The sequence below is a fragment of the Arthrobacter cryoconiti genome, assembly GCF_020905375.1.
Classification (GTDB): domain Bacteria; phylum Actinomycetota; class Actinomycetes; order Actinomycetales; family Micrococcaceae; genus Specibacter; species Specibacter cryoconiti.
In genome coordinates this window covers 1-21,340 of the sequence record NZ_JAJJBU010000037.1, presented here as the reverse complement: position 1 = coordinate 21,340, position 21,340 = coordinate 1, and the positions used below count along the sequence as shown (strand labels likewise).

Here is a 21,340-nt window from a genome sequence, read left to right as displayed (position 1 = left end):
TGAAGTCTTCTTTTTGACCTGGGATCTCTGCGCTCACGGCACCAGCCTACGTCTCCACGCAGAATACGCCACCGTATGAAGCCCTCTCACGGCGGAAATGTTATGCCCAGACAAGCCACGTAGACTGGTTCCATGCCCTTACGCCCTGATTCGCCCGTGCAGGAAACAAGCCCTGCAGGCAGCAATTCCCCCCCGGCCCTCAAAGCAGCACTTTGGGACATGGACGGTACCTTAGTGGACACCGAACCTTACTGGGTTGAGGCAGAAATCGACCTTGTGAGATCCCATGGTGGACATTGGGATACCGAGCTGGCCACTCAATTGGTAGGAAGTGCGCTAGAAGATTCTGCTGCAGTCCTCCAGGAGGCTGGTGTTCAGCTTTCAATCCGAGAGATTGTGGACCACCTCTCCAATCGGGTCATTGATGCTGTCCGCCGGGAGATCCCTTGGCGGCCAGGCGCACCTGAACTACTAGCCGAACTCCACGGTCGCGGAGTGCGCTGCGTTCTGGTCACCATGAGCGAACACGCTCTGGCTACCGAAGTAGTAAAAGCCTTGGCTGAGCCTTATTTTGAGTTCCTCATTACCGGTGACCAAGTTCTCAACGGAAAGCCGCACCCGGAACCTTACCTAAAGGCCGTCGAACGTCTTCGCACCTCTGATTCAAGTTTGACGGTGGCACATTGTGTGGCGTTGGAGGATTCCATTCCCGGCGTCGCTTCCGCCATGGCAGCGGGTGTCGCCACAATCGCCATTCCGCACTTCGTAGCATTAGCGTCGGCCCCGGGCCAGACCACCTGGACCACTCTGGCAGGCAAGAATTACGACGATGTAGCCGCGCTTCTCAGCGTTGAGGCCAGACTATGAGCACTGGCGCCCCGAATAAAGGCGGCGCAGTAGCTTCGCGCTTCAGCCGGGAAGGTTTGATTCTAGGATCTGTGCGCGGCACGCCTGTCATCCTCGCTAACTCTTGGTACCTTATTGCCGGCGCTACAGTGCTGATTTTTGGTCCGCAGTTGAATAGTATCTATCCGCAATTGGGCTGGCGCGGTTATTTGGTAGCCTTTGCGTATGCGCTATTACTGCTGTTTTCCGTATTCATCCATGAGTTGGCGCATGCGGTGTGCGCTAAAATCTACCGCTGGCCCACGCACAAGATTGTGCTCAATCTCTGGGGTGGCCACACCGAGTTTGATTTCGACAAGGCAACTCCCGGACGGGCACTGGTCGTGGCCTATGCGGGCCCGCTGGCTAACTTTGTACTTGCGGCCCTCGCGTATCCATTGCAGTTAGCCCTTGCAGGGCCTACCACCCTCAACGGTGCCATCGCATTGTTGCTGACCAACATCTTTATCTGGGCCAACTTGCTCATTGGTGTGTTCAACGTCTTGCCAGGGCTGCCACTTGATGGCGGCCGACTCGTGGAATCAATCGTCTGGAAAAGTACTGGTAGTCAAGAAAAAGGCACCGTGGCTGCCGGTTGGGCCGGACGCATCATAGTGGTGGTGATACTTGCTGGCGCAGTGCTGTGGACGTACGTTCAGGGATCCACTCCGGATCTGACCACCTCATTCATAGTGGTGCTCATGGCAGGCTTCTTATGGATGGGTGCCTCCGCCTCCATCAAGGGGGCAAAGATCCGCCTGCGACTACCTGCGATCTTAGCGTCGAGCATGGCAGCGCCAGCAGTCAGTGCCTCCCTGGAGTGCAGTGTGGCCCAACTGTGGTCTTTAAGGGCACAATATCCAAGTGAACCAATTGTGCTGTGCTCCGCGGATGGTCGACCTGCTGCCATCGTCGATGAGTTCGCACTCTCTAACGTCCCACCAAGCGTCGCCGGCCGGACGCTTGCGCACTCAGTGGCTCGTTCACTCTCCGCCGGGGCATATGTGCCTGAGTCAGCATCTGGCGCCGAGCTGGTTCAATATCTTTCAAAGCTCCCGGACAAGGATTACGCCGTCGTGAACAGCCGAGGCCAAGTCACCGGACTATTGAGCCAGGCGAAAGTCGTTTCAGCCATTACGGGAAAATAACGCCCACGATCATCGCGGTCCCACGGATCGCAGCGCACTTCTTCTATTCTCTTCCCCTGATAGGACACCACGCATGAGTCAAACCGATTCCACCAGCACAGCCTCGGCACCCCACGGGGCGTCTGCTCGTCGCGGACCTTTCCGTGTGGGGGAGCGCGTGCAGTTAACCGATGAGCGCGGACGTATGAACACCATCACGCTCACTCCTGGAACGGCGTACCACACCCACAAAGGGTTCCTCAATCACGATGCGCTCATTGGAGCCGCCGAAGGCTCTATGGTGGAGAACAATGTCGGCCAGCATTATCAGGCGCTTCGCCCGCTGCTCTCAGACTTTGTTTTATCAATGCCCCGAGGTGCCGCGGTGGTCTATCCCAAGGATGCCGGGCAAATCATCACCATGGGTGACATCTATCCGGGTGCCCGTGTCGTGGAGGCTGGCGTTGGTTCTGGTGCGTTGTCAATTTCCCTGCTGCGCGCAGTAGGTGACGGCGGCTACTTGCACTCGTTTGAGCGACGTGAGGAGTTTGCTGACATCGCCCGGGGCAACGTGGAAACCATTTTTGAAGGGCCACACCCGGCCTGGAAGATCACCTTGGGTGACTTTCAGGACGCCGTCGTGGAGCAGGAAGAACCCGGAAGCATCGATCGCGTCGTGTTGGACATGCTGGCCCCGTGGGAGTGCATCGAGGCTGTCGCCACGGTGCTCGCTCCGGGAGGGGTATGGGTTAACTACGTGGCTACCGTCACTCAACTCTCGCGCACAGCCGAAGCCATCAGAGCTGACGGACGATTCACTGAACCGGACGCGTGGGAGTCCATGGTCCGTGGCTGGCACCTGGAGGGATTGGCAGTCCGTCCCGACCACCGAATGGTGGCACACACAGGCTTTTTGATGGTCACCCGACGCTTGGCGGACGGTGTCACAGGTTTGAATCTAAAGAAGAAGGCCAAGGCAGAATTTAGCGCTGAAGACCTCAGTGCATGGACGCCAGAAGCAGTAGGGGAGCGCGCCGTCTCGGACCGAAAACTCCGCCGTGCGGCACGGGATGCGGCGTCCACGATTCAGACACGACGCACTCAGGGTAAGAACACGGACACCGTGGAAGCAATAGAGACGTCCGGGCACTAAGGTCGAAGGTAAGGGCCAAGGACGGCTTTTTCGTAACCTGCCGACTGCTCGACCTCAATTTTTGGGTCGGCACTCGCCAGTTCTTTGTGGAAGGACTAATGCACCATGGCTGAGGAGACTTTCAGCAGCACGTCCGGGGTTACGCCCGGACTCATCCCTAGTGGGCCATCCGCAGAGACCGATCCGCCCGCCCCGGGCTCATATTCGGCGGCAGCTGGAGCGCAGACTGCTCTGGAACGTCAACTCAACGTGTTGCGCGAGAAGACTCGCAACTTGGATCGTCAGCTAGCCTCCGCCACACAGAGTAACACCAGGCTCACCACCGTCTTGGAATCCGCCAAGTCGCAAATTCTCAAGCTACGTCAAGCTTTAGAAAACGATGGCCAGCCACCCTACGGGTTCGGCACCGTTATGTCCCTGCATCCAGCGAAGGACGCAGCCACTGGCGGCGTAAGTGCGGGAACCTTCAGAGATGACCAAGCCGGTGGTGGTGTGGCAGTGACTGCGGAGAGCATTGACATTTACGCTTCCGGGCGCAAGATGCGCGTTGGGCTGAGCCCCTTGCTGCAAATCGCCGACTTGAGTGTGGGTCAAGAAGTCTTGCTCAATGAAGCATTCGTCATCATTGCTGGACTCGGCTTCGAGCGGGTCGGGGAAATCGTCACCGTTAAGGAGTTACTGGGCACCGATAGAGCGATGGTGGTTGCTCGAGGAGAGGACGAACGTGTGGTCCGTCTTTCCGGGGCGCTGGCGCAAGCTCGCCTTCGGGTCGGAGATGCGGTCACTATGGACGGCAAGACCGGCTACGCATTGGAGAAAATTCCACGCTCTGAAGTAGAGAATTTGATCCTTGAAGAGGTCCCCAATATTTCATATGCGGACATCGGAGGACTGAGCTCGCAGATAGAACAGATCCGCGACGCCGTCGAACTCCCTTTCTTGCACCCGGACCTTTACCGTGAGCATGGACTTAAGCCCCCTAAGGGAATCTTGTTGTACGGCCCTCCGGGCTGCGGCAAGACACTCATTGCGAAGGCTGTCGCTAACTCCCTTGCCAAGCGTGCCGCGGAGCGCTCAGGTGCGCAAGCGCAAAAGAGCTACTTTCTAAACATCAAAGGCCCCGAGCTTTTGGATAAGTACGTAGGTGAGACCGAACGTCAAATCCGACTAATCTTTAGCCGTGCGCGTGAAAAGGCTGCCGATGGTAGCGCGGTCGTTGTCTTCTTTGACGAAATGGACTCACTTTTTCGCACCCGGGGGACAGGTATTTCTTCCGATGTGGAAACCACCATCGTCCCCCAGCTCCTCAGCGAGATCGACGGCGTCGAACGGTTGGACAACGTCATTGTCATCGGTGCTTCCAACCGTGAAGACATGATAGATCCAGCCATCTTGCGACCCGGACGCCTTGATGTGAAGGTCAAAATCAACCGGCCCGACGCCGAGGCTGCCGCAGATATTTTCGCCAAGTACATCACCGAAGAACTGCCGTTTCACAACGCCGATGTTCAAGCGAATCACGGCAGTGTTCAAGAAACCGTGGATGCCATGATTGGGCGGACGGTTGAAGCAATGTACTCAACCGATAAATCCAATGAGTATTTGGAAGTCACCTATGCCAATGGCGACACTGAAATGCTCTACTTCAAGGACTTCAACTCGGGCGCAGTGATCCAAAATGTTGTGGACCGAGCTAAAAAGTATGCCATCAAAGATCTCCTGCAAAGCGGCGAAAGAGGCATCAGAATAGAGCATCTACTGCGTGCCGTTGTCGACGAATTCCGCGAGCATGAGGATATGCCCAACACGACCAATCCGGATGATTGGGCCAGGATCTCAGGGAAGAAGGGCGAACGTATTACATATATCCGAACTATCGTCCAAAGCAAGCAAGGCCAAGTCCCTGGTAAGACTCTAGAGACTGTACGGAACACTGGCCAGTACTTGTGAGCGTCATACGGGTCGTCGGTGCCGAAACCGAATACGGTATTCATGCCCCTGGGGGCGAGTCTTTCAACGCCACATGGCTCTCCACTCAGGTGGTGCACGCCTATTCAAAAGAGACGGGGCATCGGGCCCGCGCCGGAGGCGAAACCCGCTGGGACTACACTGACGAGGACCCGCTCGCTGATGCCCGCGGGTGGAGTACACCACGCCACGAAGTGGATCCCTCAGTGCTCACCGACGTGGAACCTGAACTCACCGCAGCACAGATAGCTCTAGAGGGCGGGGAAGTTCCCGACCACTCCGGTCCGTTGATGATGAACATGGTCATAGGCAACGGGGCCAGACTCTACGTGGATCATGCACATCCAGAATATTCTTCCCCGGAGGTGACAAACCCTCTCGACGCAGTTCGGTGGGATGCAGCAGGCGATCTGGTGGCTCTTGCCGCTGTACGCCGAATTGCCCGCACAGCCGGACTGCCGAACATCAATTTGTACAAGAACAATACTGATAACAAATCGGCCTCCTACGGCAGCCATGAAAATTACCTCATGCCGCGTCAGGTACCGTTTTCCAGCATCGTTGCCGGGCTCACTCCCTTTTTTGTGACCCGCCAAATCATGTGCGGTGCTGGGCGGATAGGTCTGGGCCAAGATGGTCAAGGGATTGGGTTCCAGCTCAGTCAGCGGGCCGACTTCTTCGAAACCGAAGTGGGACTAGAAACCACCATCAGGCGACCCATCATCAACACCCGGGACGAGCCTCATGCTGTCGCAGAGAAATACCGGCGACTGCACGTAATTATTGGCGACGCCAACCTCAGCCAAGTTTCCAACTACCTAAAGTTCGGTGTGACGGCCCTGGTGCTGGACATGATAGAACACGATAGTTTTCCACGCATCAGCTTCGCCGATCCCGTGGCGTCCCTGCAGGCAATTAGTCACGACTGGCAAATGAGACAAACCCACGCCCTTACTGATGGGCGCCGTCTAAGCGCCCTGGATGTGCAGTACCTCTATCTTCAGGCCGCTAAGGAACACGTCCAGGCTAACGGTTCCGTTGATCCGGCCACGGGGGATGCGTATACGGCGGGGGTCGTAGCCAAGTGGGAAGAAGTGTTGAATGCGTTGGCGAAGGACCCTATGGAACTAGCCGACCAGCTGGACTGGGTGGCTAAGCTCAGTCTTCTCCAGCAGTATCGTTCACGGGACAAACTAGGATGGGATGATCCTCGTTTGGCACTGATTGACCTTCAGTGGTCTGACATACGTCCGGAAAAAGGGCTCTACTACAAGTTGCTATCCATGGGGCGGATGCAACGGCTAGTCACTGAAGAATCAATTGCCGCAGCCATGCTCCAGCCACCACCGGATACGCGTGCCTACTTCCGTGGTCAGTGCATCCAGCGCTTTGGTGAGAGTGTAGTTGGGGCGAGCTGGGATTCCGTGATTTTTGAGTTGCCCCACCAGCGGCGCTTGCAGAGAGTAGCCACCAAAGAACCGCTGCGCGGAACAAGAGCATTGACACATGAACTATTCGAGCGAAGTGAAAACGCAGAGTCTTTCTTGGCGCAGTTGCTTTCACAAACGCACTGAGTGACGCACCAACAGACAGTTGCCACCTGGATCCGCTTTCGACTCCCCCTCACCACCACGATTTGATCTGCACCGGGCAAACCCGGTGTTGGCGTGGCAGGATGGAAGAGAAAGCAGAACCCGTGGAAAAGAAGGGACACGTCATGGCTACGTCCGAACAAAAGAATGTTTCCGCACGCGCCGAGGAAGAACACCTGGAGGAAGCACCGGTACCTCCCGCAGGGCCCGGTTCCGTTGCGAACCTTGCTTCCACTGCGGGAGTGGATGATCTCTTGGATGAAATCGATGGTGTGCTCGAGTCAAACGCTGAGGAGTTTGTCCGCGGATTCGTCCAAAAAGGTGGAGAGTAGGGCATCGTGGACTCCTCTCGTCGAGACTCCTTTCCCTCACTAAACGCAGCGGGCGCATCTTCCTCGTTCCTTGAATTCGTGACCCAGAACCACCCAGATTTGCTTCCTTTTAGAAATGATCTAACCACCGGAGCCTTACCGGTCACTCCGCACGGGACCACCATCGTTGCACTCCGATTCCGTGGTGGGGTGTTGATGGCTGGAGACCGGCGTGCAACCATGGGCTCCCTGATTGCCAGCCGGCACATTGAAAAGGTTTTTCCGGCCGATCGATATTCCGTTTTGGGCATTGCCGGAACAGCGGGCATTGCAGTGGACATGGTTCGCTTATTTCAGGTGGAGTTAGAACATTACGAAAAAATCGAAGGTACCCTGCTGAGCCTGGAGGGCAAAGCGAACCGGCTGGGAGCCATGATTCGGGCGAATCTGCCTCTCGCCATGCAGGGACTTTCAGTGATTCCATTACTCGCCGGGGTCGAGAATGGTACAGATCGTGGCCGACTGTTCTCTTACGATGTCACGGGGGGCCGTTATGAGGAGCTTGAACACCATTGTGTTGGTTCTGGTTCAGTGTTTGCTCGCGGTGCATTGAAAAAACTATGGAGCCCGCAGATGGCACAAGAACGTGCTGTTGAGGTTGCTGTAGAGGCTTTAGTCGATGCTGCCGACGATGATACCGCCACGGGTGGACCGGATATGATCCGCAGGCTGTGGCCCGTTGTCTTTGTGGTGACTAAAGACGGTGCCCGTGCCGTGCCTGCTGAGAATCTGGCGAGAGTGGCAGGGCAGATTATGGACCGACGCATGCAAGAAGCTAGGGAGGCCTAGAATGTCTGCACAATTTTATGTCTCTCCTGAACAGATGATGAAGGACCGTGCGGACTTTGCCCGCAAAGGCATCGCACGGGGCAAATCCGTAGTTGTGATGAGCTATGCGGACGGGATTGCCTTGGTCGCGGAGAACGTTTCGCCGACACTGCATAAAATCGGTGAGATCTACGACCGCATAGGGTTCGCCGCAGTCGGTAAATATAACGAGTTTGAAAGCCTGCGCCAGGCGGGGGTTCGCTACGCGGACGTCCGCGGCTATTCATACGACAGGGCTGATGTCAGTGCACGCGGGCTTGCCAGTGTCTACGCTCAAAGCCTGGGGACAGTCTTCACGACGGAGCAAAAACCCTTCGAAGTGGAGCTGGCTGTGGCAGAGGTGAGTGATGCACAAATCCACGACCACATTTTCCGTATCAATTTTGATGGCTCCATCTCCGAGGAGTCTGGATACTTGTGCATGGGAGGTCAAGCGGAGAACGTCGCAGCGAAACTAGCTGAACTCTGGGTGCCCGAGACCGATATCGCCCAAGCCCTCGCATGGGCCGTTACCGCACTTCAGAGTCCCCACCAAGCACCAGTAGCGGACGCCGAACGTACCGAGAGCAACGCCGTGCCGTTGGGGCTAGGGGCAGCTACATTGGAAGTAGCTGTGCTCGAACGCAACGCAAAGGAAATCCGCGGGACTCACAGGACGTTTCGCCGCCTCAGCGCCGCGGACGTGGCCACTTTTCTTCCAAGCAACCGTCAGGACTAGGCATGGACCGTCGCATCTTTGGCATCGAAACCGAGTTTGGAGTTGCCTACTCCGCGCCTGGACAGCGCCCACTATCACCAGAAGAAGTGGCCCGCTATCTTTTTCGCAAGGTGGTCAGCTGGGGTCGCTCCTCAAATGTCTTCCTGCCCAACGGATCCAGACTCTACCTTGACGTTGGCTCGCACCCGGAATATGCGACGGCTGAATGCGACGGCATCGAGCAGTTGATAACCCATGATCGTGCCGGGGAACTCATCTTGGACGAGTTAGTGAGCGAAGCTGCGTCCAGGTTGGCTCTGGAAGGCCATACGGGGAAGATCTTTCTGTTTAAGAACAACGTGGATTCTGCTGGCAATTCTTACGGCAGCCATGAAAACTACCTGATCACCCGGCGAGGCGAGTTCAGCAGGCTTGCGGAGATATTAATACCGTTCTTGGTGACCCGTCAGATCATCGCAGGGGCCGGAAAAGTGCAGGGAGCCCAGCAAGGGGGGCACTTTGCGTTCTCGCAACGGGCGGACCATATTTGGGAAGGTGTTTCTTCAGCCACGACACGCTCGCGGCCCATTATTAATACCCGTGATGAACCGCATGCTGATGCGGAACTCTACCGGCGTCTACACGTAATCGTGGGGGACTCGAACATGTCTGAAACGACGACAATGCTCAAGGTCGGCACAGTAGATTTGATCCTGCGCATGATTGAAGCCGGAACCATTATGGGGGACATGCGGATGGAGAACCCTATCCGCAGCATCCGTGAGATCTCCCATGACATTACGGGCAAACATGCCGTCAAGATGGCAGATGGCCGCACCCTCAACGCCATCACGATTCAACGATGGTATCTGGAAAAGGTCACCGCATTTGTCCGGTCCCACGGCGCCCACAACGATCTAGTTCCGCGTATTTTGGACCTATGGGAACGAACACTAAATGCCGTGGAAAGCCAAGACTACTCAGGCATCGACACAGAGATTGACTGGGCGATCAAACTTAAACTACTCCACGCTTACTCGGCGCGGCACGACGTCGGCATGGGTTCCGCGTCCGTTGCGCAACTGGACTTGCGTTACCACGATATTTCTCCGCGTCGCGGCTTGTTCAATCTTTTAGAACGCCGTGGGTCCGTTGCCAGAGTTAGTAATGACCTGGCAATTAGGGAGGCAGTCGAGACGGCACCGCCCACCACTCGGGCGAGCCTCCGAGGTCGATTTGTGGAAGCCGCTCGTGATGCCGGGTGTGATTACACGGTCGATTGGGTTCATCTCAAGATCAATGACCGCTCACACCAGACGGTCTTATGCAAGGACCCCTTTGCCAACAGCGATCTCAGAGTCGATGAACTCATCGCCTCCCTGCGGCCACGCGCCTAAAGCAGGGTGAGCGGCAAACAGGGAATATTCAGCTTTAGCGGCTAAGCTGAACGGGCCCGTCGCCTACTAAGCGGATCCGGGCCAAGAGTTTCTTCCATCTGCCCGGTCCGTCGAAAGTGATTCTTTGCGCCGAATTATTGCACTGTGTCTGCCCCTGCTACTGCTCGTGAGCGCCTGTTCAGGTGCAACATCCGCGACCTCCAGCTCTAGCGCCACCAGCTCTATTCCACCGTCTAATTCAGAGGTACTTTCCTCGGTCAAAGTAGAGGACAAGGGCGCTGGTGCCGCCCCAGGAGTGACTTTTGATAAGCCTCTAGCTATCAAGGCTGAATCCATGCGTGTTGTCAAAGACGGTACCGGGGCCCGGCTTGTAGACGGGCAGAGCATTGAATTCCGTACCGTCTCCATCGATGCGGAGAAGGGCGACACTATTGGCGAGAACTTTACGCAGCCTGCCGGCGCGAGCGTGGTCTTAGATGACAAGTTCAAGGCTCAATTCCCCATGGTTTACACCACCTTCCTCACGGCCAAGGTTGGAGCATTTATTGCGTACGGCACACCTGCGCTACCGGCGGTAGCGGCGACTGCTTCAGCTCCTGCCCAGCCTGCCCAGCCCGCCAACGTGAGTGTATTTCAGGTCACGGCGGCCAAAGACCCGGCAAAACTAATGAGCGCCGATGACGTGGCTGCTCTTGCGAAAAACGGCGGTTTGCCCACGGCCACCTTTGACGACAAAGGTATCCCGAGCATCACTATCCCTAAAAAGGACCCGCCGGCTGGGCTAGCAGTCCAAGTATTGACCGAGGGCAAGGGTGAGGTTGTCAAGGACTCTGACTCCATCTCCGCCTACTACACCGGATGGGCCTGGTCGGACAGCAAGAAGTTTGATTCCAGCTTCGATAAGGGTGCCCCGCTCACGTTTAGCCTCCAAGGAGTCATTCCAGGCTGGACGATGGGCTTGGCTGGCCAGAAGGTTGGTTCCACAGTGCTGCTTTCGATTCCGTCCTCTCTCGCCTACGGGGACACCCCCTCGGCGGGGAAACCCGCGGGAGCACTTGTTTTTGTTGTTAAGATTGACGCGAAGAAGTAGCTAACCACCAATACAAAGGAGCGTTATGCCCATGGGCAACCTCGCAAATGACCGCACCAAACCAGAGATTGAGTTCCCGGACCACGCAGTACCAACGGAACTGGTCATCGAAGATTTGATCGTTGGAACGGGTACAGAAGTAGTCTCTGGCAATACTGTTTCCACCCATTACGTTGGAGTTGCCTTCTCTACCGGTGAGGAGTTTGATTCCTCTTGGGGTCGCGGCGCACCCCTTGATTTCCGGGCTGGGATTGGCCAGGTCATCAAAGGATGGGATCAAGGTTTGATTGGAATGAAAGTGGGTGGCCGACGACGTCTGGAAATTCCGTCCGAGTTGGCCTATGGTTCGCGCGGCGCTGGCGGAGCCATCGGCCCCAATGAGGCCCTAATCTTTGTGGTGGACCTGGTGGACGTCCGCTAAGCCCGCACCATGTCCGTGGCGACCGACCTCCAGAAATTTTGGGGGTCGGTTTCTGCGTTCCTTGCGGCACACCGACGATTGTTTCCTGCGAGAATCACGTCTCACTGCCGCGTAGTGTGGTGGTGTGCCTGAGAAAATCAATGCCACTGAACGCATGCTCAACCTTGTTATTGCACTTCTGGGTACAACGCGCGGACGAAGTCGCCAATTCATCCGTCAGAACGTCAATGGTTATACCAAAGAAGCCAGAACCCGCGCCGAAGAGACTACCGCTGGTGCGGCGTTTGAGCGGATGTTTGAGCGCGATAAAGAACTGCTGCGTGCCGTTGGTGTTCCCATCACAACGCTCACCAGCTTTGACGATGAAGACGAGGAACAATCCCTGTATCGGATTAGACCCGAAGATTACCGCGCACCCGAAATCCGACTCGACGAAGCTGCTATGGCAGTTTTGGCACTTGCAGCGGACCTGTGGACGGGTGCGGCGTTTAGCGATGCTGCCCAATCGGCGCTGCGCAAGGTTGCCAGTCGGTCCGGGCAAAGTTGGTACGACGACGACGCCACCATTCAATCCCGAGTACGTACGTCGGAGCCAGCTTTTGAACCGCTATGGACGGCCCTCCGCGGCAGCCACCCAGTTACTTTCGCCTACACGTCATCCGGTTCCAGCACATCCATAGTTCGTCACGTCCAACCGTGGGGCCTTGGCAGTAAATATGGTGAATGGTATCTCTCGGGCTTTGACACCGATAAAGGTGCGCAGCGTAACTTCCGTCTTTCTCGAATACGATCCGGAGTTAGCGTACAGAACAAAACGACTTTTGAGCGTCCCCCGGGATTCGATATTTCCTTGGTTCTGAGCACGCTCGGCACAGGGACTCCAGAGACCGCAGTGGTCCAGGTAGCGCCGGGTGCTGCTCACGAACTGCGCGGCAGAGAGGGAACGAGAGTACTGGACGCGACAGGCCCTGGTGACGTCGAGGTCTTAGGTGTTGAGTATTTGGACCCAGAACTCATGGCGGACGATCTTGCCGCCTTGGGCTCTGCGGCACAGCTTATGGAACCAGAAACACTCCGTGCCGCTGTCCTTGCGCGTCTTCAATCAGCAGCGGTCAGCAGCTCTCTCAGGGGCCATAGCGAGAGCCCGGAACCTGCTTTTGGGAAGGAAATACCTCGGGCCCGCGCTAAGAAGGCTGACAGCCGGGATCGACTGGTACGGCTGCTCTCGATGGTCCCTTACCTTGTTGCCAACCCCGGTATTTCTGAGACCGAAATCTGCACCGAATTTGCCATTACTGGAGCGGAACTTGAGGCCGACCTGGGGACCCTCATGGTCAGCGGCCTCCCAGGCTACCAACATGGGGACCTGATGGACGTCACGAGTGAACATGGTCAGGTTTTCATCCGAGACGCCGAAACCCTAGCTAGCCCGTTGCGTCTAACCCAAGAGGAAGCCTGTGCACTACTGGTAGGCCTGCAAGCTCTCAGCGTTGTTCCAGGCGCGGCCGTTGATAGCGCCCTCAGAGCCGCGCATAGCGAAGTTCGTAAGGTAGCTGGGGGCGATGCGTGGCTGGCTGATGCTGTGGCTCTAGAACTGCTCTCCGGTGCAGAGCTGGAATCCATAGCGACACTTTCGCAGATGATCCGTGCGAGCCAAGCTGCCAGCGTGTCTTATGTGGTCCGCAGCCGTGATGAGATCACCCAAAGAGTCCTGGAACCGCGGCGGATATTCTCCGTTGACTCCACCTGGTATGTGAGGGCTTGGTGCCGCAATGCCGCAGCGTTGCGCAGCTTCAGGATCGATCAACTCCAATCCATCAAGGCTGCGGGACCCCAACTTCACACAGACCTTGGCGAAGCGAACAGTTCCTCAAGATATCTCTTCACGTCCGCAGGTACAGACACTGCCGTGGAACTCGTAGTTGATCCTGCAACAGCCCTCCGCTTGGCCCCGGCCTATAATGCATCCGTTCATGCGCTCGTCGGAACCCCGGAAACAGATAAGGTGGGTCTTCGCATGTTGATAGCAGATTCCGCGTCCGTACCATCACTGATAGCAAGACTGGCCGGTCATGGCTGGGTAGTGCGTCCGCAGGAGCTGAACGTACGCGTGCAGCGTTGGCTTGAAGCGGCACTAGCTGCGTATGGCCTCACGCGCGAACGGGCATCCAGCCACGGCCTGTGCACCAATAACGCTGTGGGCGAAAGCACACCGACGCTACCCAGCGAAGACCGATAGACTCAGCAAATGTCTTGGTGGTCGTGGATTTTGCTGTGGATAGCCCTTGTTGCGCTGTCCCTACTTTTTATTGCTTGGCTGGCCCTGAGGATCTGGCGCGCCGCGTCCACAACAATGCGTGCCGCATCCGAAGTAGGCGAGGAACTCGGTGCTTACTGGGACGGACAAGTGAAGCTTGCGCAGGATGAGCACGTAACGAGCGAGCGATTTGTGACACCTGGATCTGCAGTTTTTGCAACACCTGAGCAAATGAAGGATGATTACCTAGCTGCCAAAGAAGATCGGCAATTTGTCCGGCTTCAGCGGCGGGTCGCCCGCAGGAAAGAACGCGGACAGCTCCAATCCTTGCGCGACATCACAGCCCTTGAAGACGTAGGATGAACCCAAAGGAAAGGCATCACCGTGGCAATTTTTAGAGAACCTTGGGTTCTTGGCATCATTATTATCGTGGCAATACTGCTCTTCGCTGCCCCCAAATTACCTGGTATGGCCCGCAGCCTTGGTCAGTCGATGCGGATCATTAAATCCGAAGTCAAGGAAATGAAGAACGACGGCAAGGACGCTCCGGCGCCCTCTGCTGCTCCAGCGCCTGCACCTGCCCCTGCGCCGCCCGCTGCGCCAGCGCCAGCACCAGCACCGCCTGCGGCACCAGTTCCGGCACCTGAGACCCCGGTCGAAGGTCGGATCGTGAACAATCCGACACATCCTGGCGCCACTACGGGCGACGGCACCGGTACCGGCGTCCAGTCATAGAAACAGCGCCAGCATCGGTGAGTGCTTCCAAGGGCAGGAAAGCCAATCCTGAAGGCAGGATGCCTCTCAAAGAGCATCTTATTGAGGCGCGTAATCGCCTCTTCAAAAGTGCCTTGGCCATGCTGCCTGGCATCGTCATAGGTTGGATGCTTTATGATCCGCTGATGGTGGCTATCACCCAACCATTGCGGGATATCAGTGCCGAGCGGCATATTGTGGCGTCCTTGAATTTTGAAGGGGTGACCACTTCCTTTGATTTGAAGATCCAAATCTCGCTCATACTTGGCCTGATCATTGCTTCTCCGGTCTGGATCTACCAGTTGTGGGCCTTCATCACTCCTGGTCTCACTAAAAAGGAACGCCGCTTCACGCTGTCGTATCTCTTTGCTGCAGTTCCCTTGTTCCTTGCCGGCATCTATGCGGGCTGGCTCATCTGGCCGAACATTGTGCGGGCGTTGACCTCGTTCACCCCTACGGGTGGCAGCAACATTTTGAAAGCAGTGGACTACTTGCAGTTTGTCCTGCAACTGATGCTCTTTATGGGTGTCGCCTTCCTTGTCCCGGTGTTGTTATTTGCGCTGAATGCGATCGGGATGGTGCGAGGTAAGACGTACTTGAAAGCTTGGCGGTTCACCATTCTAGGAGTCACAATTGTCTCCGCCATGGCGGCCCCTGGCTCCGATGTTATGAGCATGTTCTTCTTGGCGACTCCGTTGCTGGTGCTCTACTTCGGTGCAATTGGTCTGTGTATTCTCAACGATAAGCGCCGCGACCGCCGCGAGGCCAAGAATGCAAAAAAGTTCGAAGCATCAGCTGACAGTGCCACGCCACGCACTGAAATTGAGAAGCTGTAAGGACAGGAGCTTGGCCTGACGTAGTCTGGAAACATGTCCATGCCTGCTGCGACGACGCCCGCTGACCGCCATGCTACGGAACCCGTCAAAGACCGGGACAAAGGCACTGAACTTGAGGTCTTCAAACGGGGCTTCGACTTTGGTTTTGATGACTTTCAACTCATAGCGTGCCGCGCTCTAGAGGCAGGTCGAGGCGTCTTGCTTGCTGCCCCCACCGGTGCAGGAAAGACGATTGTGGGGGAGTTTGCCGTCCACCTTGCGTTGAACAAGGACTGCAAGGCTTTCTACACCACGCCCATCAAGGCGCTTAGTAACCAGAAGTATCAAGAGCTTGCCCGCAAATATGGTTCCACTAACGTGGGTTTACTCACGGGAGATACCAGCATCAATTCCCAGGCTCCCATAGTGGTCATGACCACCGAGGTCTTGCGGAATATGCTGTATGCCGACTCCGAAACCCTTTCCGGACTGGCCTACGTCATCATGGATGAGGTCCACTACCTCGCAGATAGAATGCGCGGGGCAGTCTGGGAAGAAGTCATCATTCACTTGCCGACTGAAGTCGCCATGGTCTCCTTGAGCGCCACAGTATCTAACGCGGAAGAGTTTGGTGCCTGGCTGGGGACCGTGCGCGGAGATACAGCCGTGGTGGTCTCAGAGCACCGGCCGATTCCGCTATGGCAGCACATCTTGGTGGAGAAGGAAATTGTAGATCTTTTCGCCACCAAACGCTCCTTTGATGAAGTTGCTGCGGATCCGGCAGCTTCCTTTACCGTCAACCCTGAGCTGCTCAAGCTGGCCCGCAGCGAGTCAACCAGGGATCATCGTGGGAGTTCACGTCAGGGCCGCCGTGGAAAAGCAGCTAAGTATTCGTCTGGGAATGACTCGCATCGTGACGAACATCCGGTGGTACGTAGAGCTTCCCGACCGCAGGTAATCCGTGCCCTAGAACGATCCGATCTCCTACCAGCCATTACCTTCATCTTTTCCCGGGCGGCCTGCGACGCCGCTGTGCAGCAGTGTGCTGCTGCTGGTCTTTGGCTAACGACTCCGGCTGAACAGGAGGAAATAGCTGACAGGGTAGATGCCGCGTGCGCAGAGTTGCCGGACTCCGACAAAGATGTCCTGGGCTATTGGGGATGGCGTGATGGTCTACTACGCGGGCTCGCCGCCCACCATGCCGGCATGCTTCCCAGTTTTAAAGAAGTCGTGGAGGATCTCTTTGCTGATGGCCTGGTGCGTGCGGTCTTTGCTACAGAAACTCTAGCCTTGGGTATCAATATGCCGGCCCGCACCGTGGTCCTGGAAAAACTTGAAAAATTCAATGGCGAATCCCATGTCGGGATCAGCGCGGGGGAGTACACCCAGCTCACGGGCCGTGCAGGTCGGCGTGGCATTGATGTGGAAGGTCACGCCGTCGTCCTGTGGCAGCCGGGCACTGATCCGTCGGCTATTGCGGGGTTGGCGTCGAGGCGTACGTATCCACTGAACTCAAGCTTCCGCCCTACATACAACATGAGTATCAATTTAGTTTCACAGTTTGGCCGTAAACGTACCCGCGACATTCTTGAATCCTCGTTTGCCCAATTTCAGGCGGATAGTTCTGTGGTGGAGCTAGCTCGTGAGGTACGTTCGCGGGAAGAATCCCTGGCTGGCTACGAGAAAGCGATGACGTGCCATCTTGGAGATTTTTTCGAGTACGCAAAATTGCGCCGTGAGCTCTCAGACCATGAGTCGGGAGCATCCAAAACCAAGGCCAAGCAGCGACGCACCTTCCTAGCGGAATCGTTGGCGAGTCTGAAGCCTGGGGACATAATCTTACTTCCGGCACGGCAGACACCTGCTCACGCCGTCGTCCTGGAAGCTGACCCCCATACGCGAGAACCGCGTCCAGCTGTCTTGACCAACGATCGCCAGCTGCGTCGCATGAGGATCCAAGAACTATCCGAGGCGCCCATGCCAGTAGCGCACGTCCGAATAGCGAAGAACTTCAACGCCAAGCTACCCAAGGATCGACGTAATCTCCTGGCCTCTATGGAAGCTGCCCTCGCGGATGCGCACAAGCAGAGGCCGTCTCGCTCTGCGGCGGCAAGCCCTGCAGAGTCCAGTATTGGTGGGGATGAAGCCATCGCGTCCCTGCAACGGACATTGCGCGCTCATCCTTGCCATGGTTGCAGCGACAGGGAGGAACATGCCCGTTGGTCAGAGCGTTGGTGGAAATTGCGACGCGAGAGCGATGGACTTGTCAGGGCCATCACAGCACGGACCAACACGATTGCTAAAACGTTTGACCGCGTCACCGATCTTTTGGCTGAATACGGTTTCGTTGAGACGGACGACGCCGGAAACCTTCGACCCAGCGCTGACGGGCAGAAGCTGCGACGTGTCTACGGAGAAAAGGACCTACTCATTGCCTTGGCTCTGCGCGAGAACGCGTTTTCAGACTTAGACGCCCGCGAACTGGCGGCCTTCACCACGACGGTGGTTTATCACGCAAAGCGGGACGACGGCGTGTTCCGTCCACGGATGCCCAGCATCAGTTTGGAAACTTCCGTTGACAAAGTGGTCCGGCTCTGGTCGAAGTTGGAGAATGCGGAAGAAGCCCACCGGCTCCCACTAACGGGTGAGCCAGAACTGGCCATGGTGTGGCCTATGTTCAAATGGGCCAAGGGGCAGCCGCTCAATGAGGTGCTTAAAGGCGTCGACATGGCGGCTGGTGACTTTGTTCGTTGGTGTAAGCAAGTTATTGATTTGTTAGACCAAATGGCTGCGGTTCCGGGAATGCCAAAAGAATTTTCCCGGTTGTGCATAACGGCAATTAACCTGATTCGACGGGGCGTGGTCGCTTACTCCACGATCGTAGAATGATCTCGCCCGGTTTTTGTTGTGCATGCATTTTCGGATGCCGGCCAACACTAGATTTTCTGTTCCTGAAAGGACCTATACAGTCATGTCTTTGACCATGTATCGCAACGGATCCGTCTACAGTACGGCTGAACCTTTTGCCACCGCAATGCTGGTGGATGGTGACACTGTGGCCTGGGTTGGCACAGAGCACGCCGCTGCTTCTTTGCTGGATGCGCGGATGCACGTGGTGGACCTGGCCGGAACCCTCATCACGCCTGGGTTTGTCGATTCGCATGTTCACGTCACGGAGACGGGCTTGGCCCTGGAGTCGCTTGATCTTTCAGGTGCTAGATCGATCCAACAAGTTCTTGATCTGGTGGCGAGTGCTGCACAAACCACTGCGGGGATTGTGCTCGGTCATGGATGGGATGACTCCAACTGGGTGGAGAAGCGCCCGGTGAGCCTGACGGAACTTGACCGTGCCACAGGTGGTCGCGAGGTGTACTTAGCTCGAGTGGATGTCCATTCGGCAGTCGTTTCTGGAGCGCTAGCGCTTCGCTGCGGTCTTCGAGAGCTAACAGGTTGGGTAGATTCCGGCCTGGTCACAGGCGTGGCACATGCCGCGGCACGGGACGGTGCGCGTCGGCTTTCCACTGCTGGGTTGGAACGAATTCAACGGCGGGCCCTGAACTACGCCGCAGCGCAAGGCTACGTGGCGTTAGCCGAGATGGCCGCACCCCACGTGGGCTCACCCGCGGACCTGGCGTCCTTAGCGAAGCTCACAGCCCACGATAGCGAACTGCCACTGCCTGAGGTCCTGCCCTACTGGGGACAGGCAGTGGCTAATGCACAGGAAGCTAGGGATCTTCTGGCGTCGCTGGGTACACCGGTCCTTGGCCTGGCCGGAGACTTGAACATTGACGGATCGTTGGGCTCGCATTCTGCGTTCTTGAAGGAACCCTATAGCGACGCCCCGAATACCTCTGGCCAAGTCTTTTTATCAGCGGAACAGGTGGCCGATCACTTCGCAGCAACTTCCGAGCTGGGCATCGCGGGCGGATTCCATGTGATCGGTGACGGTGCCATGGACATTGCAGTGGAAGGGCTGCAACGGGCTCGCGCCCGTGTGGGTATCGAGAAAGTTCGGGCCGCCGGGCATCGACTCGAGCACGCTGAAATGCTTGATGACAAAGCGATGAAGATATTGGCACACCATGCCGTGACTGTTTCCGTGCAACCCGCATTCGATGCGCTTTGGGGCGGCGACACAGGAATGTACGCGGAACGGCTAGGTAAGGGACGGGCTTCATCGATGAATCCGCTGGCCCGCTTCTATGATGCCGGGGTTCCCATCTGCTTCGGTTCAGACGCACCCGTAACGCCCCTGAATCCATGGGCGAGCGTGCGTGCGGCTCTCAACCATCACACGCCGAGCCAGCGAATCTCCGCCCGCGCGGCATTCATCGCTCACACGCGCGCCGGATGGCGCGCCACAGCCGGAAGTGATCCAATGCTGGGCCAATTGGTTCCGGGTGCGCCGGCGAGTTTCGCGGTGTGGGAGGTGGAGGCGCTAATGGTTCAGGTGGCCGATGAACGCGTTGCGTCGTGGTCCACGGATCCCCGCGCCAGAATCCCTCTCTTGCCAGCCCTGGACACTGGCATCGACCCCCGCTGTTTGCAGACGGTCCACTACGGGCGGGAGCTCTACGCGGCGCCGGACTTCACGAGAGATTAGATATACCTGGCCAGCGCCAGTTTGCCTACTCTCCGCCCGCTACCACTGCTTCGATATCTGTGACGCGGATCCAGTCCTGAAGTCTGGGAATGAGTGTCGAGTTGGTAAAACATGCGCAGATAGTCGGTATTTATACCGGCTTCGAAACGCCGTGCTGACCTGCACCGACGAACATCACTGCAGGTCAGCGCCTTGTTGACAGCGTCGTCACCGGCCAATTAGTTTTAGGGGAGCGGACAACCACTAGGGGTCCCAGCCGAACTTGGGAGACCATGCTTCGGCGCTTGGAAGACAAGTTCACGTATCAGTAGAAAACAAGCTTGGTCCACGCCTTAGGGCATGATCCTGTTTGGCCCGAAGGTGCGTGGGCTTGTCTTCACTAACCGAGCCTTACCCCTCAGTGCTCTCCGTTCCCTCCGGTTTTCAGAAAAGTCTATGGTCCCGTCTTCACTCGAGACTTCTGTGGTTCCAATGACTCGGTTCCCAGGGTCATCCGGATGGTCGCTACGCGGTGCCAGTTAGTTCACCTATAATAGGGACTTGGCACTTTCGGAGCGGAAGCAAACTACGTCCTAGATACTCCGTGGTGCGTCCACCTGTTTGCCAGAGTGGAAACTTGTTCTGGTACAACCTCATCCTGGAAAGGCACCATCTGTTGCGTGTCCTGACAATCATTCCCACCTATAACGAAATCGAGTCCTTGCCACGGACCTTGAAGCGTCTGCGAGCTGCTGTTCCGGACGTGGATGTGCTGATTGCCGATGACAATAGCCCTGATGGAACGGGACGTCTGGCAGATGAGTTTGCCGCCGCAGACTCAGCGGTCCACGTTTTGCACCGGGCAGGTAAGGAAGGTCTAGGAGCGGCGTATCTGGCGGGATTCGCCTGGGGTTTGGACGCCGGCTATGACGTACTTGTTGAAATGGATGCGGACGGCTCCCATCAGCCAGAACAGCTCCCACTGCTTTTAGATGCTGTTGAACAAGGGGCGGACTTGGTTCTGGGCTCACGCTGGGTAGCCGGCGGCAAGGTGGTTAATTGGCCCCTGCATCGCAAGCTGATATCGACTTGCGGCAGCCTCTACTCACGCATTTTGTTGGGGATTTCCATTCGCGACATTACAGGTGGTTACCGAGCTTTTCGGCGCACCACACTCGAGGCGTTGGACTTAGAAGCCGTGGAATCAGTCGGCTACGGATTCCAGGTAGACATGCTGTGGCGCGTGTGTCAGAAGGGCATGAAAGTTGTTGAGGTGCCCATTACATTTGTAGAACGTGAATTCGGGGCATCGAAGATGAGTGGCAACATCGTCCAAGAAGCAATGCTCAATGTCACCAGGTGGGGACTGAGTGCCAGATGGCGCAAATTGACCGGTAAAAAGTA

The 21,340-nt window shown here is 56.7% G+C and carries 18 protein-coding genes; all 18 read left to right on the top strand.

The genetic code is table 11. The annotated features are described in order from the left end of the window. Positions 1-132 precede the first annotated feature (132 nt). Positions 133-867 carry an HAD family hydrolase gene (locus LOH53_RS16055; RefSeq protein WP_230068766.1) on the top strand — a complete coding sequence of 245 codons (735 nt, stop codon included), beginning with the start codon at positions 133-135 and terminating at the stop codon, positions 865-867. Further along, positions 864-2,033, top strand: a complete 1,170-nt coding sequence (locus tag LOH53_RS16050; protein ID WP_230068765.1) for a site-2 protease family protein — start codon at positions 864-866, stop codon at positions 2,031-2,033. The genes LOH53_RS16055 and LOH53_RS16050 overlap by 4 nt, the downstream gene beginning before the upstream one ends. A 73-nt stretch (positions 2,034-2,106) precedes the next feature. Next, positions 2,107-3,165, top strand: coding sequence for a tRNA (adenine-N1)-methyltransferase (locus LOH53_RS16045; protein WP_230068764.1), 1,059 nt, complete (start codon positions 2,107-2,109; stop codon positions 3,163-3,165). A 231-nt stretch (positions 3,166-3,396) separates the two neighbouring features. Further along, complete coding sequence (gene arc, locus LOH53_RS16040; RefSeq protein ID WP_376991704.1) at positions 3,397-5,115, top strand: proteasome ATPase; 1,719 nt, start codon at positions 3,397-3,399, stop codon at positions 5,113-5,115. Next, positions 5,112-6,707, top strand: coding sequence for a depupylase/deamidase Dop (gene dop, locus LOH53_RS16035; protein ID WP_230068763.1), 1,596 nt, complete (start codon positions 5,112-5,114; stop codon positions 6,705-6,707). Before arc ends, dop begins: the two co-directional genes overlap by 4 nt. A gap of 143 nt (positions 6,708-6,850) precedes the next feature. Beyond that, a complete protein-coding gene (locus tag LOH53_RS16030) occupies positions 6,851-7,057 on the top strand; it encodes a ubiquitin-like protein Pup (protein WP_230068779.1) in 207 nt (68 codons plus the stop codon). Between the two features lie 6 nt (positions 7,058-7,063). Next, positions 7,064-7,885, top strand: coding sequence for a proteasome subunit beta (gene prcB / locus LOH53_RS16025; protein WP_230068762.1), 822 nt, complete (start codon positions 7,064-7,066; stop codon positions 7,883-7,885). Position 7,886: 1 nt separating this feature from the next. After that, positions 7,887-8,642 (top strand): proteasome subunit alpha, encoded by a 756-nt coding sequence (gene prcA, locus LOH53_RS16020; protein WP_230068761.1) that lies wholly within the window; start codon positions 7,887-7,889, stop codon positions 8,640-8,642. Positions 8,643-8,644: 2 nt separating this feature from the next. After that, positions 8,645-10,018, top strand: a complete 1,374-nt coding sequence (gene pafA, locus LOH53_RS16015) for a Pup--protein ligase (protein ID WP_230068760.1) — start codon at positions 8,645-8,647, stop codon at positions 10,016-10,018. A 124-nt stretch (positions 10,019-10,142) separates the two neighbouring features. Next, complete coding sequence (locus LOH53_RS16010) at positions 10,143-11,108, top strand: FKBP-type peptidyl-prolyl cis-trans isomerase (RefSeq protein WP_230068759.1); 966 nt, start codon at positions 10,143-10,145, stop codon at positions 11,106-11,108. Positions 11,109-11,139: 31 nt separating this feature from the next. Beyond that, entirely contained in the window at positions 11,140-11,529 is a 390-nt protein-coding gene (locus tag LOH53_RS16005; RefSeq protein WP_376991695.1) for an FKBP-type peptidyl-prolyl cis-trans isomerase, read from the top strand. A 124-nt stretch (positions 11,530-11,653) separates the two neighbouring features. Further along, positions 11,654-13,768, top strand: coding sequence for a helix-turn-helix transcriptional regulator (locus LOH53_RS16000; RefSeq protein WP_230068757.1), 2,115 nt, complete (start codon positions 11,654-11,656; stop codon positions 13,766-13,768). A 9-nt stretch (positions 13,769-13,777) separates the two neighbouring features. Then, a complete protein-coding gene (locus LOH53_RS15995; protein ID WP_230068756.1) occupies positions 13,778-14,149 on the top strand; it encodes a hypothetical protein in 372 nt (123 codons plus the stop codon). Positions 14,150-14,170: 21 nt separating this feature from the next. Next, positions 14,171-14,521: a Sec-independent protein translocase subunit TatA gene (gene tatA, locus LOH53_RS15990; protein ID WP_326832804.1), complete on the top strand. Its 351-nt coding sequence runs from the start codon at positions 14,171-14,173 to the stop codon at positions 14,519-14,521. 59 nt (positions 14,522-14,580) lie between these two features. Further along, positions 14,581-15,375: a twin-arginine translocase subunit TatC gene (tatC, locus tag LOH53_RS15985; RefSeq protein WP_230068755.1), complete on the top strand. Its 795-nt coding sequence runs from the start codon at positions 14,581-14,583 to the stop codon at positions 15,373-15,375. Positions 15,376-15,408: 33 nt separating this feature from the next. After that, positions 15,409-18,243, top strand: coding sequence for a DEAD/DEAH box helicase (locus LOH53_RS15980; RefSeq protein ID WP_376991697.1), 2,835 nt, complete (start codon positions 15,409-15,411; stop codon positions 18,241-18,243). An 82-nt stretch (positions 18,244-18,325) separates the two neighbouring features. Next, positions 18,326-19,957 (top strand): amidohydrolase, encoded by a 1,632-nt coding sequence (locus LOH53_RS15975; RefSeq protein ID WP_230068754.1) that lies wholly within the window; start codon positions 18,326-18,328, stop codon positions 19,955-19,957. Positions 19,958-20,612: 655 nt separating this feature from the next. Then, positions 20,613-21,340, top strand: a 728-nt coding sequence (locus LOH53_RS15970) for a polyprenol monophosphomannose synthase (RefSeq protein ID WP_230068776.1), incomplete at its 3' end; no start/stop codon positions are given.

What these genes read in the sequence shown, in the direction of transcription:
- LOH53_RS16055 (WP_230068766.1), top strand. Translation starts at nt 133, where the DNA reads ATGCCCTTACGCCCTGATTCGCCCGTGCAGGAAACAAGCCCTGCAGGC.
- LOH53_RS16050 (WP_230068765.1), top strand. Translation starts at nt 864, where the DNA reads ATGAGCACTGGCGCCCCGAATAAAGGCGGCGCAGTAGCTTCGCGCTTC.
- LOH53_RS16045 (WP_230068764.1), top strand. Translation starts at nt 2,107, where the DNA reads ATGAGTCAAACCGATTCCACCAGCACAGCCTCGGCACCCCACGGGGCG.
- LOH53_RS16030 (WP_230068779.1), top strand. Translation starts at nt 6,851, where the DNA reads ATGGCTACGTCCGAACAAAAGAATGTTTCCGCACGCGCCGAGGAAGAA.
- prcA (WP_230068761.1), top strand. Translation starts at nt 7,887, where the DNA reads ATGTCTGCACAATTTTATGTCTCTCCTGAACAGATGATGAAGGACCGT.
- pafA (WP_230068760.1), top strand. Translation starts at nt 8,645, where the DNA reads ATGGACCGTCGCATCTTTGGCATCGAAACCGAGTTTGGAGTTGCCTAC.
- LOH53_RS16005 (WP_376991695.1), top strand. Translation starts at nt 11,140, where the DNA reads ATGGGCAACCTCGCAAATGACCGCACCAAACCAGAGATTGAGTTCCCG.
- LOH53_RS15995 (WP_230068756.1), top strand. Translation starts at nt 13,778, where the DNA reads ATGTCTTGGTGGTCGTGGATTTTGCTGTGGATAGCCCTTGTTGCGCTG.
- tatC (WP_230068755.1), top strand. Translation starts at nt 14,581, where the DNA reads ATGCCTCTCAAAGAGCATCTTATTGAGGCGCGTAATCGCCTCTTCAAA.
- LOH53_RS15980 (WP_376991697.1), top strand. Translation starts at nt 15,409, where the DNA reads ATGTCCATGCCTGCTGCGACGACGCCCGCTGACCGCCATGCTACGGAA.
- LOH53_RS15975 (WP_230068754.1), top strand. Translation starts at nt 18,326, where the DNA reads ATGTCTTTGACCATGTATCGCAACGGATCCGTCTACAGTACGGCTGAA.